We start from the raw sequence: 17,102 nt of genomic DNA, 5'->3' as shown, positions 1-17,102 counted from the left end.
TCAGTTTCGACCTACGCTTCCGATATGACCGTCGGTGACGCGCCGCCCGCTCCCGCCGCCTTCAGGCGCGCGGTGGCGAGCATGCGCCCCGCGGAGGTCAGGCCCGAGATCGAGCTGGAGGACATCCCGGCCCCGCAGCGCCTGGCCCCCTATTCGGCCGCGATCGGCGCGTCGGTGTACCGCGACGACGACGAGCTCGCGGTCGGCCGCCTCATCGTGCTCTTCGACCCCGACGGCCAACGCGGCTGGGACGGCCAGTTCAGGCTCGTCGCCTACGTGCGAGCCGACATGGAGCCGGAGATCACCGAAGACCCGCTGCTCGGACCCGTCGCGTGGAGCTGGCTCACCGAGTCGCTCGACGCCCACGGCGCCGGCTACGCCGCCGCCGGAGGCACCGTCACCCGGGCGGTCTCCGAGGGCTTCGGCAACAAGGCCGAAGACCCGGTGACCACGGAGCTGGAGCTGCGCGCATCCTGGTCGCCGCTGCAGGAGGACCTCTCCGGCCATGTCGCCGCCTGGTGCGACCTGATGTGCCTTGCCGCGGGCATGCCACCCCTGCCACCCGACGTGGCGGCCCTGCCGCCGCGCCGTCGCGAAGATCCGGAGCCCTTCAGAACGTGACCGATGAGACGACCGTAGTCCCGCTGCTGGAACCTCGTGAGGGAATCCCACCCGTCGTCGAGGATCCGGCGGCTCTCGCGCGCGTGGTACGCGCCTTCGCCGAGGGCACAGGCCCCGTCGCCGTCGACGCCGAGCGCGCCTCCGGCTACCGCTACAGCGGCCGCGCCTATCTCGTCCAGCTGCGCCGCGCGGGCGCGGGAAGCGCCCTGATCGACCCCATCCGCTGTCCCGACCTGTCGGAGCTCGACGCGGCGCTCGCCGACGCGGAGGTGGTGCTGCACGCGGCCTCCCAGGACCTGCCGTGCCTGGCGGAGGTGGGCTTCCACCCGCGAGAGCTGTTCGACACCGAGCTGGCCGGTCGACTGCTCGGCTACGAGCGGGTCGGGCTCGGCCTGATGGTCGAGAACGTCCTCGGATTCAGGCTGGAGAAGGGCCACTCGGCCGCCGACTGGTCCACCCGACCTCTGCCGGAAGACTGGCTGCGCTATGCCGCCCTCGACGTCGAGGTCCTGATCGAGCTCCGCGACGTCCTGCACGAGGAGCTGATCTCCAGCGGCAAGCTGGAGTGGGCGCGGGAGGAGTTCGCCGCCGTGCTCGCACACAAGGCGCCGACCCCGCGCTCCGACCCGTGGCGGCGAACCTCGGGGATCCACAAGGTCCGCTCGCTGCGCGGGCTGGCGGTGGTGCGGGAGCTGTGGACACTCCGCGACGAGCTCGCCCGCCAGTCCGACGTCGCCCCCGGCCGGGTCCTGCCCGACTCGGCGATCGTGACAGCCGCGCTTGAGCTGCCCCGCACCACCAAGGCGCTCACCGACATTCCCCCGTTCACCGGCCGCAGCGCCCGGCGGCACCTGCGCGACTGGCTGGCTGCGATCGGCACCGCCCGCTCACTGCCCGACTCGGAGCTGCCGCAGCCCAGCGCCCCCGGCGACGGGCCGCCACCGGCCAACCGGTGGATGGACCGCGACCCGGTGGCCGCCCGCCGGCTCGCCGCCGCCAGGGCCGTGGTGGCCGCGCTCGCCGACGAGCATCACATGCCTGCGGAGAACCTGATCCAGCCCGACGCGATACGCCGCCTGACCTGGGAGCCACCCCCGGTCATCAGTGACGAGAGCGTGGTCGCCCGGCTGCGTGAGCTGGGTGCCAGGGAGTGGCAGATCGGGCTGACGGCCCATCCGATCGCCAAGGCCCTGCTCCGTTTGGAGATCAAGGGTCAGGCGTGAGGCCCCCGCCCTTTACAAAGTAGATCACTTCCCGTTCCACTCCCGGGACCGGGCCGAGCACGTCCACACCGGCCCGGATCCCCGGCCTCGGGAACGCTCCAGGCCGGCTCAGTTCCGGCAGGCCGCGGAAAGAGGGCGTTCCGCCTCGTCGCTCTCGTCACCGGCCGGCTCCGGCCGCACGTAGGGGATGGCGCACCACACCGTCCGGCCCAGCCCGCGGCCGTGCTCGCGGGTCCCCCAGCGTCCACCGGAGAGCCGGTCGACGATGAGCAGACCCCGACCGCGCCTGGCCTCGAAAGGCCGGCGCCACGAGATGTGCGGCGCGCGCGAGGCGGAGCCGGGGTCGGAGACCTCGACGTGGACGGAGTCGTGGGTGGCGGTCAGGGTGAGACCGATCAGGTCGTCCACCAGGCCGGGGTCGGCGTGCTCCACGGCGTTCGCCAGCAACTCGGAGACCACCTGGACGACATCGGACAGCAGGACGTGGTCGGGACCGAGGGCCTCACGCGTCTCATGGCGGGCCCGTCCGACCGATTCGTAGGCGCTGTCCAGAAATACCTCCGTGAGTTTTCCCGTCTTCATGCCCGAAGCCCTCCACCTGGTTTCACGAATCGCCGTCTTCACATCCACCTTCGCGGGGAATCCCTTCGAAGAACGACTACCCTTCGTGTCCGGCTCGACACATGACAGCCCAGCGCTTCCCGGCATTTTCCGCGCGGCCGTCGAATAACCCGGGGCATTCACCCGCACCGGTCTCAATGTCGGCCTTTCATGAGGAATGCGATCCGATATGGAGTTCGGCGGACATTCAGTGCCACGGAATATCACGCAACCAAGATGATCATCCTCTTCGCGACGTCACGGCTCCGGAGGCCGGGCCCCCACCGCCACCGCCCCCGGGGGGCTCGGGGACACCGGCCCCGGACTGCGGGGGACGGCGGCCCCGAACAGGGCGGGGACGGCGGGGGCCGGCGGGGCGGGAGGCTCAGCAGCTCGCGAGCATGCTCTGCAGGGCGCTCTTCTCCGAGCTCTGCAGGGTCAGCTTCCAGTAGTACTTCACCTGGATCCACGCCCTGGCGTAGGTGCAGTGGAAGCTCGCCAGCGGTGGCCGCCACGTCGAGGGGTCCTGGTCGCCCTTGGCCTGGTTGACGTTGTCGGTCACCGCCCACAGCTCGGGCCCGCCCAGATCGTTCGCGTACTCCTGGCGCTGCGCGCTGGTCCACGCGTAGGCACCCGAACGCCACGCCTCGGCCAGCGGCACCATGTGGTCGATGTCGACGTCACTCGCGGCGGTCCAGGTGGCGCCGTCGAACGGGGAGTACCACCGGCCGGAGACGGCCGCGCAACCGGAGTCGACGACCACTCCCGTGCCGTCCCTTTTGAGCACCGTCTCCCTGGTGTTGCAGGAGCCGCTGATGGTGATCCAGTGATTGAACAACGACCGGCTGTAGGAGGACTGGTTCGTCTCCGCGGCGACGGTGAGCGTCGCGAGCCTGCTCGCGGCGGTGGCCGCGGAGGGAATGTTGGGCGGGGTCGCCGACGCCGCCCCTGTCGTCAGGGAGACGGCCAGGGAGACGGTGAGGAGAATCGGCGTGAGGGCAGCGGAAATCCCGGTGACGACTCGTTTCACGAGTGGCCCCTTCTGTCGCTCCACCTCGGCCAGTCGAGGGGTCTGGGCACGGCGAGAGGAGGACAGACGGAACGTCTCAACTCATGACAAATACGGAAATGTCATGCTTTGACGACGAGTCAGGACGTGCTTGGTCGGATACTGCCCTGATGCGCGCTCGGACGCGTTTCAGCTGCGATGACGTGGGACACGGAAAACGCGAGGCTCTCTTTCACCCGCCCTTTTCTCGCGAACGTGTTGTAAAGATCTCGTGAACGCCGGAATATCTCCGGGAAACGCCGGGAATCCTCCGGTCCGGACCTCAGGACCACCTCGGCGACCTCGCCCCGGCCCCGGCCGGCGTTCCCGCCCCGCGACTCCGAGGGGCACCGGCCGGCATCCCGCTCATCCGGACATCGCCCGGCGCTTGCCGCAGGCGGGACGACTGTCGTACGGTGGAAAGGAAAGCGCTTTCCTCAGAGGTCGGAGAAAGATGTCCCCGCAAAGCATCGGCGTGGTGATGAACGGCGTCACGGGCCGCATGGGCTACCGCCAGCACCTGGTCCGCTCTGTCCTGGCGATCAACGAGCAGGGCGGCGTGCCCCTGTCGGGCGGCGAGAGGGTCCTGCTCAGACCGGTGCTGGTGGGCCGCAACGCCGAGAAGTTGCAGAGGCTGGCCGACCACCACGACATCGAGTCCTGGACCACCGACCTCGACACCGCCCTCGCCGACGACGCCAACCTGATCTACTTCGACGCCCAGGTCACCCAGGCCCGCGTGAAGGCCGTGCTCGCGGCGATCGAGGCGGGCAAGCACGTCTACGCGGAGAAGCCGACCGCCGAGACGTACGAGGACGCGCTGGCGCTCGCCGAGGCCGCGACCGCCAGGGGGGTGAAGAACGGCGTCGTGCAGGACAAGCTCTTCCTTCCCGGCCTGCTCAAGCTCAGGCGCCTGATCGACGGCGGCTTCTTCGGCAGGATCCTGTCGGTGCGCGGCGAGTTCGGCTACTGGGTGTTCGAGGGCGACTGGCAGGAGGCGCAGCGCCCGTCGTGGAACTACCGCTCCGAGGACGGCGGCGGCATCGTCCTCGACATGTTCCCGCACTGGGCCTACGTGCTGGAGAACCTGTTCGGCCGGGTCACCTCGGTCTACGCCCAGGCCGTCACCCACATCCCCGAGAGGGTGGACGAGCGGGGTGAGACCTATCGGGCCACCGCCGACGACGCCGCCTACGGGGTGTTCGAGCTGGAGGGCGGGATCATCGCGCAGATCAACTCCTCCTGGAGCGTGAGGGTGAACCGCGACGAGCTGGTGGAGTTCCAGGTCGACGGCACGCACGGCAGCGCGGTCGCCGGTCTGCGCGACTGCCGGATCCAGCACCGCGCCGCCACTCCCAAGCCGGTGTGGAACCCCGATCTGCCCGCCACCGCCCGCTTCAGGGACGGCTGGCAGGAGGTGCCGGACAACACGGAGTTCGACAACGGCTTCAAGATCCAGTGGGAGCGGTTCGTCCGCCACGTGGCCGAGGACGCGCCCTTCCCCTACGACTTCGCCTCGGGAGCGCGCGGCGTCCGCCTCGCCGAGCTGGGCCTGCGCTCCTCCGCGGAGGGCCGCCGCCTGCCGGTGGAGCCGTGATGGCCGCGCCGAGGATCGCGCGGATCACGCTGCCCGGCGGGGAGCACACCCTGCGCGAGCCGGTCACCTGGAGCAGGCCCGCGGGCCCCGCCGTGAGCCGCGTCGTCTACGCCGCCGCCCACGTGGTCGCCGATCCCCTCGGCGACAACACCCCGGGCTCCCCCGCCGCCGTCGACTGGGACGCCACCCTGCGTTTTCGCCACCATCTGTGGTCGTACGGGCTGCGCGTCGCCGACGCCATGGACACCGCCCAGCGCAACATGGGGCTCGACTGGACGGCCACCCGCGAGCTGATCCGGCGCAGCGCCGCCGAGGCGAAGGCCTTCGGCGACCCGGCGGAGCTGGTGGCCTGCGGCGCGGGCACCGACCAGGCCCCGCACGCCCGGACCCTGGACGAGATCGTGGCGGCCTACACCGAGCAGATCGAGACCGTGCGGGACGCGGGCGCCGGGGTCATCGTGATGGCGAGCCGCCGGCTGGCCGCGATCGCGCGAGGTCCGGAGGACTACCACCGGGTCTACGGCGAGCTGCTCTCCGGGGTCGACCGCCCGGTGATCCTGCACTGGCTGGGCGAGATGTTCGACCCGAACCTGGCGGGCTACTGGGGCTCGCGCGACGTGGCCGAGGCGACCGCGTCGTTCCTCTCCCTGATCCGCGACCACGCGGCGAAGGTGGACGGGGTCAAGGTCTCGCTGCTGGACGCCGAGCACGAGATCGGGTTGCGCGCGGCACTGCCCGAGGGCGTACGGCTCTACACCGGCGACGACTTCAACTACCCCTCGCTGATCGCGTCGGGCAGCCACGCGCTGCTGGGGATCTTCGACGCGATCGCCCCCGCCGCCGCCGCGGCCCTGGAGGCACTCGACGCGGGCGACCTGCGACGGTACGACGAGATCATGGAGCCCACGGTCCCGCTCTCGCGGAAGATCTTCGAGGCGCCGACGTACAACTACAAGACGGGCATCGTCCTCCTCGCGTGGCTCAACGGCCACCAGGACGCCTTCAGCATGGTCAACGGCGCTCAGGCGGCCAGATCCCTGCCCCACCTGGCCGAGGTGTTCCGGCTGGCCGACCGGGCCGGGTTGCTGGCCGATCCCGAGCTGGCGGTCTCCCGGATGCGCTCCCTGCTGGCGGTGAACGGCCTGTGATCGCGCGAACGAGCCGTCTCTCGCTGAACCAGTGGACCACGAAACGGTGGTCGGTTGCCGAAGCCGTCGACGGGTGCGTGCGGCACGGCGTCGAGGCCATCGGCCTGTGGCGGCAGGACGTCGCCGCGGCGGGCCTGGAGGAGACCGTGAAGCTCGTCGCGGACGCCGGGCTGCGGGTGTCGTCGCTGTGCCGGGGCGGTTTCCTCACCTCGGGCGGACAGAACGCCCTGGACGACAACCGCAGGGCGATCGACGAGGCCGCGGCGCTGAACGCCGCCTGCCTGGTCATGGTGGTCGGCGGCCTGCCCGGCGTGGTGCCCGGCGAGCCACCCGGCACGATCTCCCGCGACCTGCCCGCGGCGCGGGAGCGGGTCGCCGAGGCACTGGCCGTGCTGGCACCGTACGCGGGCGAACGCGGGGTGAGGCTCGCCCTCGAACCACTGCACCCGATGTACTGCGCCGACCGGGCCGTGCTGTCCACCCTCGCCCAGGCACTCGACCTCGCCGAGGCGCACCCCTGCGAACAGGTGGGCGTCGTCGTCGACACCTTCCACGTGTGGTGGGACCCGCGGGTGCTTGAGCAGATCGCGAGGGCCTCGGACCGGATCGCGAGCTACCAGGTGTGCGACTTCCTGTCGCCGCTCCCCGCCGACGTGCTGCTCGGCCGGGGGATCATGGGTGAGGGCGTCATCGACTTCGCCCCGATGACCCGGGCGGTGGCCGAGGCGGGCTACACGGGGGACGTCGAGGTCGAGATCTTCAACGCCGAGGTGTGGGCGGCCGACCCCGACGAGATCCTGTCCAGGGTGAAGGCCGCCTTCGCCGAGTTCGTCGGGGGGTGACGGGCACTCTCCCGCCACGATTTTTCTGAGCGAAGGACCGTTCCAGCGGGAGGAAAAACGTATTCGCCGAGCCCGGATTACCGCTTCACGGTGGAGTGACGTGTCAGGTACTCGTACGGTAGGGACATGACGACCGCAGAAAGCGAAGCCCGCCCCGCCATACAGCGGCCGCCGGAACACGTGATGGCCGTGCTGGAGACGATCAGGGAGTGGGAGGCCGCCAACCCCGACTCCGCCCCCTCGGGCCAGGGAGAGGCGATTCTCTGGGCCCTGGGAAAGCGGGAGCAGGCGCCGATCAGCGGTCGTCCCTCCTCGGGATCCCCGCCCACCCTCGCGGAGGCGCGCGCCGAGATCGACGCCGCCGAGCGGGTTCCGCGCGAGGGCCGGGTCCTGCCGGCCGACGGGGTGATCAGCACCCTGAACTGGTTGATCGGCGCCAAGGACGGCCTGCCCATCCCCGGCCGCCGCTCCTCGGAAGGCTGGGGACACCTGGTCGGCGGGCGTGGCGTGATCCTGCGCACCGAGGACGAGATCGCCGCCGTCGCCGAGCTGGCCCGCCAGGGCCGACCCAACGCCGCGGGCGAGTGGGAGAAGGAGTGGTGCGCGGGCACCGTCGCCGTGTGCGAATGGGTGCTCGGCACCCGCAGGAAGTCCCCGGTCCGCAACACGCCTCGCCCCATGCACGGACCGACCGGCCTCAACCTCGGCATGGAGGAGAGCGCGGCCGAGGACGTGTCCCGGCAGCTCGGCCGGGGGCGCCAGCACTCTCCCGGATACGGTGACGGGGTCATCAGGACGATCCGCTGGCTGCGCGGGCAGATCATGGTCCCGCCGGTCAACGAGCGGGGAAACCCCGTTCCCGGCATGCGCTGACCCCGCTCCCCCGCGTCTCCCTTCTCCCCACGTTTCGCCGCGTTTTCCCGCGACACACGATCGGCCCGGACCGCCCCAGGGGTGTCCGGGCCACCTGTCGTGTCACCCCGGGCCGTGGCCTCTGCCGTACCTCTCCGGGCCGTGGCCGCCTGTCATGTCGTCCCGGCTCCCGACCGCCTGTCATGTCATCCCAGGCCGCGGCTGCTCTCCCGGAGGATCACCTCACCGGTCACGGCCTCGGCCCGGACCTCCTCGGACGGGCCGAGGGCGAGCTCCAGCGCACGGGCGCCCATGTCGGCGAGCGGCAGCCGCACCGTGGACAGCGAGGGAACCAGGTCGCGCAGGGTGGAGATGTCGTCGAACCCGGCCACGGACACGTCCTCGGGCACCCGGACGCCCCGGTCTCTGAAGGAGGCGAGGGCGCCCACCGCCATCACGTCGTTGACGGCGAAGACGCACGTGACCCCGGAGGTCCGGGTGGCCGCCGCGTAGCCGCCCTCCCGGTCGAAGGTGCCGTGCAGGACTCGCGGCGCGGGCAGGCCGAGCTCCTCCAGCGCGCCGGCGAAGCCCTCCACCCTGTCCCTGGGCGCGATCAGCCAGTCGGGCCCGGCGAGGATCGCGAAGTTCCGGTGCCCCAGCCCGGCGAGAGCGCGGGCCAGTTCGGCGGCGCCCCGGCGGTTGTCCGGCACCACCGTGTCGACGCCGAGCAGATCCTGGCCCACGCAGGCGACCCGGCCCCCGGACTCCCGGTAGCGGTCGAGCTCCGCCCGGAGCCTCTGGGTCGTCCGCGGGTCGGTGACCCGGGAGCCGACGAGCAGCACGGCACGGACCCGCTGCGCGTTGAGCGTCGAGACATAGGCGATCTCCCGCTCGGGGTCACGGTGGGTGGTGCCGATCATGACCATGAGCCCCTGGCTCTCGGCGACCCGCATCGCCCCGTCGGCGATCGCGGCGAAGTAGGGGTCGGTGAGGTCGTGGACGACCAGGCCGATCACGTTGCTCGCACCCCTGGCGAGGGTCTGCGCGGCCACGTTGGTGCGGTATCCCAGCTCGGCGGCGGCCAGCTCCACCTTGGCCCGCAGGGGTGCGCCCACCTGCCGGGTGCTGCCGTTGAGCACCCGTGACGCCGTGGCGAGCGAGACGCCCGCATGCCGGGCGACATCCTCAAGCGTGACCACCGACAACCTCCTGGAAAGCGTTTTCCAAAGTCTGTCAGAGTTACCCTCGCCCCGCACCCCGGACACGGGCCCGCGAGGTGGGGCGTGAGCCCGCACACTCCTGGGGACAACTTACCCACCTCCCGTCCACCCGGCCGCACCAAACCTTGTTACTGACGAGTAGCATGGTGGGGAAGCCATCCAGCAACGAGGAGCGAACCCGTGCCTTCGTCTCGTGACGTCGTATTCGTCGACGGTGTGCGCACACCATTCGGCAGGTCGGGCCCCAAGGGCCTGTACGCCGAGACGCGCGCCGACGACCTGGTGATCCGCGTCATCCGCGAGCTGATCCGGCGAAACCCGAATCTGCCTCCCGAGCGCGTCGACGAGGTGGCCATCGCGGCCACCACGCAGATCGGCGACCAGGGCCTCACCCTCGGCCGCTCCGCCGCGATCCTGGCCGGGCTGCCCAAGACCGTGCCCGGCTACTCGATCGACCGTATGTGCGCGGGCGCGATGACCGCGGTGACCTCGGTCGCCGGCGGCATCGCCTTCGGCGCCTACGACGTCGCGATCGCCGGTGGCGTCGAGCACATGGGCCGCCACCCCATGGGCGAGGGCGTCGATCCCAACCCCCGGTTCCTGGCCGAACGGCTCGTGAACGAATCCGCCCTCGTCATGGGCATGACCGCGGAGAACCTCCACGACCGCTACCCCTCCATCACCAAGGACCGCGCGGACGCCTTCGCCCTCGCCTCCCAGGAGAAGGTCGCCAAGGCGTACGCCGACGGCAGGATCCAGCAGGACCTGGTCCCGATGGCGACCAGGTCCGCCGAGAAGGGCTGGGGGCTGGCCATGGCCGACGAGGCCCCCCGCCCCGGCACCACGCTGGAGGGCCTCGCCGGGCTGAAGACCCCGTTCCGCCCGCACGGCCGGGTCACCGCGGGCAACGCCTCCGGCATCAACGACGGCGCCACCGGCTGCGTCGTGGCCGCCGCCGACGTCGCCGAAGAGCTCGGCCTCGCGCCGAAGATGCGCCTGGTCTCGTACGCCTTCGCGGGCGTGGACCCGGAGGTGATGGGTGTCGGGCCGATCCCGTCCACCGAGCGGGCCCTGCGGCTGGCCGGGCTCTCCGTCTCCGACATGGGACTGTTCGAGATCAACGAGGCGTTCGCCGTGCAGGTGCTGGCGTTCCTCGAACACTTCGGCATCGCCGACGACGACCCCCGGGTGAACCCCTACGGCGGCGCCATCGCCTTCGGCCACCCGCTCGCCTCCTCCGGGGTGCGTCTGATGACGCAGCTCGCCCGCGAGTTCGGGGAGCGCCCCGACGTCCGCTACGGCGTGACCACGATGTGCGTGGGCCTGGGCATGGGCGGAACGGTCATCTGGGAGAACCTCGGCTGGGAGGGCGAGAAGTGACGGACAACAAGACGAACAGCGAGACGGACATCACGCGGCTCTTCGCCGACGAGGTCGTCACCCGGGCGGCCGTGCGCGACGTGGAACTGCCCTACGGGGCGGGCACCATGGCCCTGATCACGCTGGACAACGGCTTCGATCACACCAAGCCTTCGACGTTCGGCCCCGCCGGGCTGACCTCGCTGGGCGAGGCCCTGGACGCGGTCGCCGCACGCGGCGACCTGGCGGCCGTGGGTGTCGTCGGCAAGCCGTTCGTCTTCGCCGTCGGCGCCGACCTCAAGGGCGCCGCGCTGGTCTCCGAGCGCGAGCAGGCGCTGCTGATCGGCAGGCTGGGGCACGACGTGTTCCGCCGTCTCGGCGAGCTGGACGTGCCCTCGTTCGCGTTCGTCAACGGCGCGGCCATGGGCGGCGGCCTGGAGGTCGCGCTGCACTGCACCTACCGGACCATCTCCTCGGGCGTGGCCGCGGTGGCACTTCCCGAGTGCTTCCTCGGCCTGGTCCCCGGCTGGGGCGGCACCCAGCTGCTGCCCCGGCTGATCGGCCCGGCCGCGGCCGTCAAGCTGATCGTCGAGAACCCGCTCGCGCAGAACCGCATGATCAAGGGCGGGGAGGCGTTCGCGCTCGGCGTCGCCGACGCGATGTTCGAGCCCGCCGACTTCCTGGAGGAGTCGCTGCGCTGGGCCGCCCAGGTGCTGCGCGGCGAGGTGACGGTCTCCCGCACCGACCACACCGGGGACGACTGGGCCAAGACGGTCGCCGACGCGCGCTTCCTGCTCGACATGAGGCTGCACGGCGCCTCCCCGGCCCCCTATCGGGCGCTGGAGCTGGTCGAGCTGGCCCGCACCGCGTCGCGCGACGAGGGGTTCGCCGCCGAGGACGAGGCCCTCGCCGACCTCCTCATGGGCGACGAGCTTCGCGCCGGCCTGTACTCCTTCGACCTGGTCCAGCGGCGGGCCAAGAAGCCCGCGGGCGCCCCCGACAAGGCGCTGGCCCGCAAGGTGACCAAGATCGGCGTCGTCGGCGCGGGCCTGATGGCCTCGCAGATGGCGCTGCTGTTCGCGCGCCGCCTGGAGGTCCCGGTCGTGCTGACCGACCTCGACCAGGACCGCCTCGACAAGGGCGTGGGATACGTCCACGCCGAGGTGGACAAGCTGCTCGGCAAGGGGCGCCTCTCCGCCGACCAGGCCAACCGGCTCAAGGCCCTGGTGACCGGCTCGCTGACCAAGGACGCGTTCGCCGACGCCGACTTCGTCATCGAGGCGGTCTTCGAGGACATGAAGGTCAAGCGGAAGGTGTTCGCCGAGGTGGAGGAGGTCGTCTCCGCCGAGTGCGTGCTCGCCACGAACACCTCCTCGCTGTCGCTGACCGAGATGGCCTCGGGGCTGCGCCACCCGGAGCGCGTCGTGGGCTTCCACTTCTTCAACCCGGTCGCGGTGATGCCGCTGCTGGAGATCGTGCGGGGAGCGAAGACCGACGACGCGACGCTCGCCACGGCCTTCTCCGTCGGACGGTCGCTGAAGAAGTCGTCCGTGCTGGTCAAGGACGCGCCCGCGTTCGTGGTCAACCGCCTGCTGACGCGCTTCATGGGCGAGGTCATCGGCGCCGTCGACGAGGGCACCCCGCTTGAGGTCGCCGACCACGCGCTGGACGGGCTGGGCCTGCCGATGACCCCGTTCGCGCTGCTGCAACTCGTCGGCCCCGCCGTGGCGCTGCACGTCGCCGAGACGATGCACGAGGCCTTCCCCGCCCGCTACGGGGTGTCGGAGAACCTCGCCCGGCTCGTCGCGGCGGGCAGGCCCGGTGTCTACGCGCCGGACTTCTCGCTGGACCCCGAGGCGGTCGCCCTCTTCGCCGGCGGCACCTCCCCGTCGACGGCGGAGGAGGTGCGGCTGCGGGCGCTGCGGGCGCTGGCCGAGGAGATCCGCCTCATGCTCCAGGAGGGTGTGGTCTCCGCTCCCCAGGACATCGACCTGTGCATGATCCTCGGTGCGGGCTGGCCGTTCCACCTGGGCGGCGTCACCCCGTACCTGGACCGGACGGGCATCGCCGAGCCGCGATTCCTGCCGCCGGGCGTGGCCTCGGTCCCCGCCTGACGTCTCCTTCTCGCGGCCCCTTCCCTCGGGAACGGGCCGCGAGAAGGAGATCACCGCGAGTGCTCCGAGAGCCTGCTGTGCCGGTAGCCGTACCCGAAGTAGAGCAGGATCCCGAGCAGCATCCACACCACGAACCTGAGCCAGGTCTCCACGGGGAGGTTGAGCATCAGGTAGACGCAGGCGAGCACCGACAGGACGGGAACCAGCGGCACCAGCGGGGTGCGGAAGGAACGCGGCAGGTCGGGGCGGGTGCGGCGGAGGATGACCACCGCGATCGAGACCATCACGAACGCGAAGAGCGTGCCGATGTTGACCAGCTCGGCGATGGTGGACAGCGGCACCAGCCCGGCCAGGGCCGCGACGACGACGCCCATCATGATGGTGATGACGTAGGGGGTCCGGTATTTGGGGTGCACCTTGGCCAGCCCGCTCGGCAGCAGGTGGTCGCGGCACATGGCGAACATCACCCGCGACATGCCCATCATGAGGATCATCACGACCGTCGTGAGACCGGCCAGCGCGCCGACGCTGATCAGCGACGCGGCCCACGTCTGGCCGACCGCCTTGAACGCGTCGGCGAGCGGCGCCGCCTCGCTGAGCTGACCGTAGGGCTGCATTCCGACGACGACCAGGGAGACCGCGACGTACAGCGCCGTGCAGATGGCGAGCGAGGACAGGATGCCGATGGGCAGGTCCCGCTGCGGGTTGCGTGTCTCCTCCGCCGCGGTGGCGACCACGTCGAAGCCGATGTAGGCGAAGAACACGATGGCCGCGGCACTGAAGATGCCCAGCACCCCGTACGCCACCGGGCTGATCCCGAACAGCACCTGGATCAGCGGCGCGGACAGCCCCTCCACGGCCGGGGTCGCCTTCGACGGCGGGACGAACGGCGAGTAGTTGGCGCCCCTGACGAAGAACAGCCCGGCCACGACGACCAGCAGGATCACCGCGAGCTTGATCGTGACGATGATCAGGTTGAACCGGGACGACAGCTTGATCCCGACGACCAGGATCGCGGTGAGAACCAGCACGATCAGCGCGGCGGGCAGGTTGAACGCCGCCCCCTCCCCCGCGATCGTCTCCGGCAGTGTCATCCCCAGGGACGCCAGCAGCGAGGTGAGGTATCCCGACCAGCCGACCGCGACGACCGCGGCGCCGAGCATCATCTCCAGCGTGAGGTCCCAGCCGATGATCCAGGCGGGAAACTCACCGAGGGTGGCGAACGCGAAGGTGTAGGCGGATCCCGCCACCGGGACGGTGGAGGCGAACTCGGCGTAGCAGAGCGCCGCCAGCGCGCAGACGATGCCCGCGACCACGAAGGACAGTGCCACCGCGGGCCCTGCCATCTCCCTCGCGACCCGGCCGGTGAGTACGAAGATGCCGGTGCCGATGACGACGCCGATCCCGAAGACGGTGAGGTCCAGCGCGCTGAGGTCCTTGCGCAACCGGTGTTCCGGTGCCTCGGTGTCCGAGATCGACTGCTCCACCGACTTGACGCGCAAGACCCCCATGGCCCCTCCTCGACCGCCGGTTCTGTGTCGCAGGTCACATGCCCATTGGATCGGCGGACGAACGGCGAACCTCAAGGTTGTTTCAAAGTCGGGGTTGTCTAGGGGAAGGTCCCCGATGCCGTCCGCCGCTCCCGGCCGCGATCCTGGGGACATGCTCCTGGACATGCTGCAGTCGTCGTCTCCGTACCTGGTCGGCTCGATACTCCTCGCGGTGCTGACGGTGGCGGGCTCGCTGATACCCGGGGTCGCGGCGATCCTCGTGGCGGGGGCGGCGCTGACAGGTCCGTGGGAGATCGCGGCGGTGGCGGCCGCCGGGTGCGCCGGGTACGCCCTGTACGCCACCGGAGGCTGGCTCGTCGGCCGCCGGTACGGATCGCGGCTGCGCCTGAGCGGCCTCGGACGCAGGATCGGCGAACGGCGCTGGTCGCGGGCCGAGCGGCTGGCCACGAGCGCCGGTGCCGACACTGGCACTGGCAACGGCCCGGCCCTGGCGGCCGCCCCCTTCCTGCCCGTGACCGGCTCGCTCACCCCGATCGTCGCCGGGGCCCTGAGCGTGCCGTACGCGCGCTTCATCCGCTGGACCCTCGCGGGCGGCGCGGCCTGGGTGACCGTCTACCTGTGGCTGGGCTCCCTCGCGAGTGAGGCCCTGCAGCAGAACCGGCATCTGCTGGTGCCGATCCTCGGGTGCGTGGCGGTCGTGGTCGCGAGCCTCGTCGTGATCAACCACCGTGCCCGCCCGGCGCGCGAGGCGGCGGGCACGGGTGACGCCGACGGCTCGGGCCACACGACCGGCTCCGGCGACGCGAGCGAGCGGATCCCCGGTTGACCCGGATCGGCGCGGGCTACCGGGGATCCGCACGGTGGAGGTACCGCGCGGACGGAGGGGACGCGGTTCAGCGGCTCGGGTGCTCCTCCAGGTCCGCGGAGCGCTTCGCGATCGCCTCGGTGATCTGACGGGCGATGTCCTGCGAGGTCAGGCCGATCTCGCTGAGGATCTTCGGGCGCTTGGCGTGGTCGAGGAAGCGCTGCGGGATGCCGTACGTGCGGACCGGCACGTCCACGTCGGCGTCACGCAGCATGCGGGCGACCGCGTCGCCGACCGCGCCGACCCTGCCGTTGTCCTCGACCACCACGACCAGCTTGTGAGCGCGGGCGGCCGGCACCAGGGCCTCGTCCAACGGCTTGACCCAGCGCGGGTCGACCACCGTGGCGGAGATGCCCTGGGCGTCGAGCAGGTCGGCGGCCTCCAGGCACAGCTCGGCCATCGGCCCCACGGACACGAGCAGCACGTCGGGGTCGCCCGCGCGCAGCACGTCCATCCCGCCGAGGCGTCCGACCGCCTCGGTCTCGACGGCCACCGCCCCCTTGGGGTAGCGCACGACGCTCGGGCCGTCGTCGATCTCCACGGCCTCGGCCAGCAGCTCGCGCAGGCGGGGCTCGTCGCGGGGAACGGCGACCGACAGGCCCGGGACGACCTGCAGGATCGACAGGTCCCACATGCCGTTGTGGCTGGCGCCGTCGTCGCCGGTGACGCCTGCCCGGTCGAGCACGACCGTGACCGGGAGCCGGTGCAGGGCGACGTCCATCAGGAGCTGGTCGAAGGCCCGGTTGAGGAAGGTGGCGTAGACGGCCACCACCGGGTGCAGACCGCCGAGCGCCAAACCGGCGGCGCTGGTCAGGGCGTGCTGCTCGGCGATACCGACGTCGTAGAGACGGTCGGGGTAGGCCTCGGAGAACGGGATGAGGCCGGTGGGGCCGAGCATCGCGGCGGTGATCGCCACAATGTCGCGCCGCTCGGCGCCCAGGCGCACCATCTCCTGGCCGAAGACGTTGGTCCAGCCGTGCGGCTTCGGCTTCTCCTCACCGGTGAGCGGGTCGAAGACGCCCGGCGAGTGGAAGCAGTCCTCGTCGTGGTTCTCCGCCGGTGAGTAGCCGAAGCCCTTCTTGGTGAGCACGTGCACGATGACCGGGCGGCGGAAGTCGCGGGCCCTGCGCAGTGCGGACTCCACGGCCTGCTCGTCGTGGCCGTCGACGAGGCCGATGTACTTCAGGCCGAGGTCCTCGAACATGACCTGCGGGGCGAGGACGTCCTTGAGGCCCTTCTTGACGCCGTGCAGGGCGTCGTAGACGGGGGCGCCGACCACGGGGACCCTCGTCAGGTTGCCCTTGACGAACTCGAGCACGTCCTCGTAGCGCTGATCGGTGCGCAGGGAGGCCAGGTGCGAGGCGAGTCCGCCGATGGTCGGCGAGTAGGAGCGGCCGTTGTCGTTGACCACGATGATCAGTGGCAGGTCCTTGCGCGCCGCGATGTTGTTGAGCGCCTCCCAGGCCATACCGCCGGTGAGCGCCCCGTCCCCGATCACCGCGACGACCGTGCGGTCGACCTCGCCGCGCAGCCGGTACGCCTTGGCCAGGCCGTCGGCGTACGACAGCGCGGTCGAGGCGTGGGAGTTCTCGATGATGTCGTGCTCGGACTCGGCCTGGCTGGGGTAACCCGACAGGCCGCCCTCCTGGCGGAGCGTGTCGAACTGCCCGGCCCGGCCGGTGAGCATCTTGTGGACGTACGCCTGGTGACCGGTGTCCCACAGGATGCGGTCGTGCGGCGAGTCGAAGACCCGGTGCATCGCGATCGTCAGCTCGACGACGCCGAGGTTGGGACCGAGGTGGCCGCCGCTGCGGGCGGTGGAGGCGATCAGGAGGTCCCTGATCTCTGCGGCGAGGACCGGTAGCTCGTCCGCCGCCAGGCGCTTGAGGTCCTCTGGCCCCTTGACCGACTCCAGAAGATTTCCAGGCTGCCCGGTCCGCTCGCTCACGGAATCATCCCCTCTGTCCAGTCAACGTCACGACGAGTCTAGTTGCGATGGGGGACGCAACCCCCAGGAGCGGCGATTCTGCACGTTTTATCCACAGTTGCAATAACCTTTGCCTCACCATGAAAACTCTCCCCTTTAGGCAACTATCATCGCT

At 71.0% G+C, this 17,102-nt stretch carries 14 protein-coding genes; 9 read left to right on the top strand and 5 right to left on the bottom strand.

The window, feature by feature from the left end:
- Positions 1-24: 24 nt before the first annotated feature.
- Together ACFY3V_RS18145 and ACFY3V_RS18140 are read left to right on the top strand one after the other, a co-directional pair.
- Positions 25-621 (top strand): DUF3000 domain-containing protein, encoded by a 597-nt coding sequence (locus ACFY3V_RS18145; protein WP_350946697.1) that lies wholly within the window; start codon positions 25-27, stop codon positions 619-621.
- Positions 618-1,844 carry an HRDC domain-containing protein gene (locus tag ACFY3V_RS18140; RefSeq protein ID WP_389774534.1) on the top strand — a complete coding sequence of 409 codons (1,227 nt, stop codon included), beginning with the start codon at positions 618-620 and terminating at the stop codon, positions 1,842-1,844. Before ACFY3V_RS18145 ends, ACFY3V_RS18140 begins: the two co-directional genes overlap by 4 nt.
- A gap of 108 nt (positions 1,845-1,952) precedes the next feature.
- On the opposite strand, the gene ACFY3V_RS18135 is transcribed toward ACFY3V_RS18140, so the two are convergent.
- Positions 1,953-2,426 (bottom strand): ATP-binding protein, encoded by a 474-nt coding sequence (locus ACFY3V_RS18135; protein ID WP_362900220.1) that lies wholly within the window; start codon positions 2,424-2,426, stop codon positions 1,953-1,955.
- Between the two features lie 403 nt (positions 2,427-2,829).
- Complete coding sequence (locus ACFY3V_RS18130; protein WP_362900222.1) at positions 2,830-3,474, bottom strand: HNH endonuclease family protein; 645 nt, start codon at positions 3,472-3,474, stop codon at positions 2,830-2,832.
- A gap of 472 nt (positions 3,475-3,946) precedes the next feature.
- Here ACFY3V_RS18130 and ACFY3V_RS18125 point away from each other — a divergent pair, with 472 nt between their 5' ends.
- From ACFY3V_RS18125 to ACFY3V_RS18110, 4 genes are all read left to right on the top strand, one after another.
- The gene (locus ACFY3V_RS18125) at positions 3,947-5,089 is read left to right on the top strand and encodes a Gfo/Idh/MocA family oxidoreductase (protein WP_362900224.1); all 1,143 of its coding nucleotides are present in this window, start codon (positions 3,947-3,949) and stop codon (positions 5,087-5,089) included.
- Entirely contained in the window at positions 5,089-6,237 is a 1,149-nt protein-coding gene (locus tag ACFY3V_RS18120; protein ID WP_362900226.1) for a dihydrodipicolinate synthase family protein, read from the top strand. Before ACFY3V_RS18125 ends, ACFY3V_RS18120 begins: the two co-directional genes overlap by 1 nt.
- The gene (locus ACFY3V_RS18115; protein WP_350946691.1) at positions 6,234-7,079 is read left to right on the top strand and encodes a sugar phosphate isomerase/epimerase; all 846 of its coding nucleotides are present in this window, start codon (positions 6,234-6,236) and stop codon (positions 7,077-7,079) included. The genes ACFY3V_RS18120 and ACFY3V_RS18115 overlap by 4 nt, the downstream gene beginning before the upstream one ends.
- Before the next feature lie 126 nt (positions 7,080-7,205).
- The gene (locus tag ACFY3V_RS18110; RefSeq protein ID WP_350946690.1) at positions 7,206-7,952 is read left to right on the top strand and encodes a hypothetical protein; all 747 of its coding nucleotides are present in this window, start codon (positions 7,206-7,208) and stop codon (positions 7,950-7,952) included.
- Positions 7,953-8,137: 185 nt separating this feature from the next.
- Here ACFY3V_RS18110 and ACFY3V_RS18105 read toward each other — a convergent pair whose 3' ends face one another.
- Positions 8,138-9,130: a LacI family DNA-binding transcriptional regulator gene (locus ACFY3V_RS18105; RefSeq protein ID WP_362900229.1), complete on the bottom strand. Its 993-nt coding sequence runs from the start codon at positions 9,128-9,130 to the stop codon at positions 8,138-8,140.
- Between the two features lie 201 nt (positions 9,131-9,331).
- On the opposite strand from ACFY3V_RS18105, the gene ACFY3V_RS18100 reads away from it, so the two are divergent.
- Together ACFY3V_RS18100 and ACFY3V_RS18095 are read left to right on the top strand one after the other, a co-directional pair.
- Positions 9,332-10,531 carry a thiolase family protein gene (locus ACFY3V_RS18100; protein ID WP_389774528.1) on the top strand — a complete coding sequence of 400 codons (1,200 nt, stop codon included), beginning with the start codon at positions 9,332-9,334 and terminating at the stop codon, positions 10,529-10,531.
- Entirely contained in the window at positions 10,528-12,624 is a 2,097-nt protein-coding gene (locus ACFY3V_RS18095) for a 3-hydroxyacyl-CoA dehydrogenase NAD-binding domain-containing protein (protein WP_389774525.1), read from the top strand. The genes ACFY3V_RS18100 and ACFY3V_RS18095 overlap by 4 nt, the downstream gene beginning before the upstream one ends.
- A gap of 50 nt (positions 12,625-12,674) precedes the next feature.
- Here ACFY3V_RS18095 and ACFY3V_RS18090 read toward each other — a convergent pair whose 3' ends face one another.
- Entirely contained in the window at positions 12,675-14,135 is a 1,461-nt protein-coding gene (locus tag ACFY3V_RS18090; protein ID WP_362900235.1) for an amino acid permease, read from the bottom strand.
- Positions 14,136-14,286: 151 nt separating this feature from the next.
- Here ACFY3V_RS18090 and ACFY3V_RS18085 point away from each other — a divergent pair, with 151 nt between their 5' ends.
- Positions 14,287-14,961: a VTT domain-containing protein gene (locus ACFY3V_RS18085; RefSeq protein WP_362900237.1), complete on the top strand. Its 675-nt coding sequence runs from the start codon at positions 14,287-14,289 to the stop codon at positions 14,959-14,961.
- Between the two features lie 67 nt (positions 14,962-15,028).
- Here ACFY3V_RS18085 and dxs read toward each other — a convergent pair whose 3' ends face one another.
- Complete coding sequence (gene dxs, locus ACFY3V_RS18080) at positions 15,029-16,948, bottom strand: 1-deoxy-D-xylulose-5-phosphate synthase (RefSeq protein WP_362900239.1); 1,920 nt, start codon at positions 16,946-16,948, stop codon at positions 15,029-15,031.
- Between the last annotated feature and the right edge of the window lie 154 nt (positions 16,949-17,102).

Origin of the sequence: Streptosporangium sp. NPDC000095 (assembly GCF_042899335.1) — a bacterium.
Lineage (GTDB): Bacteria > Actinomycetota > Actinomycetes > Streptosporangiales > Streptosporangiaceae > Streptosporangium.
This window is presented reverse-complemented; position numbering and strand designations above follow the sequence as displayed.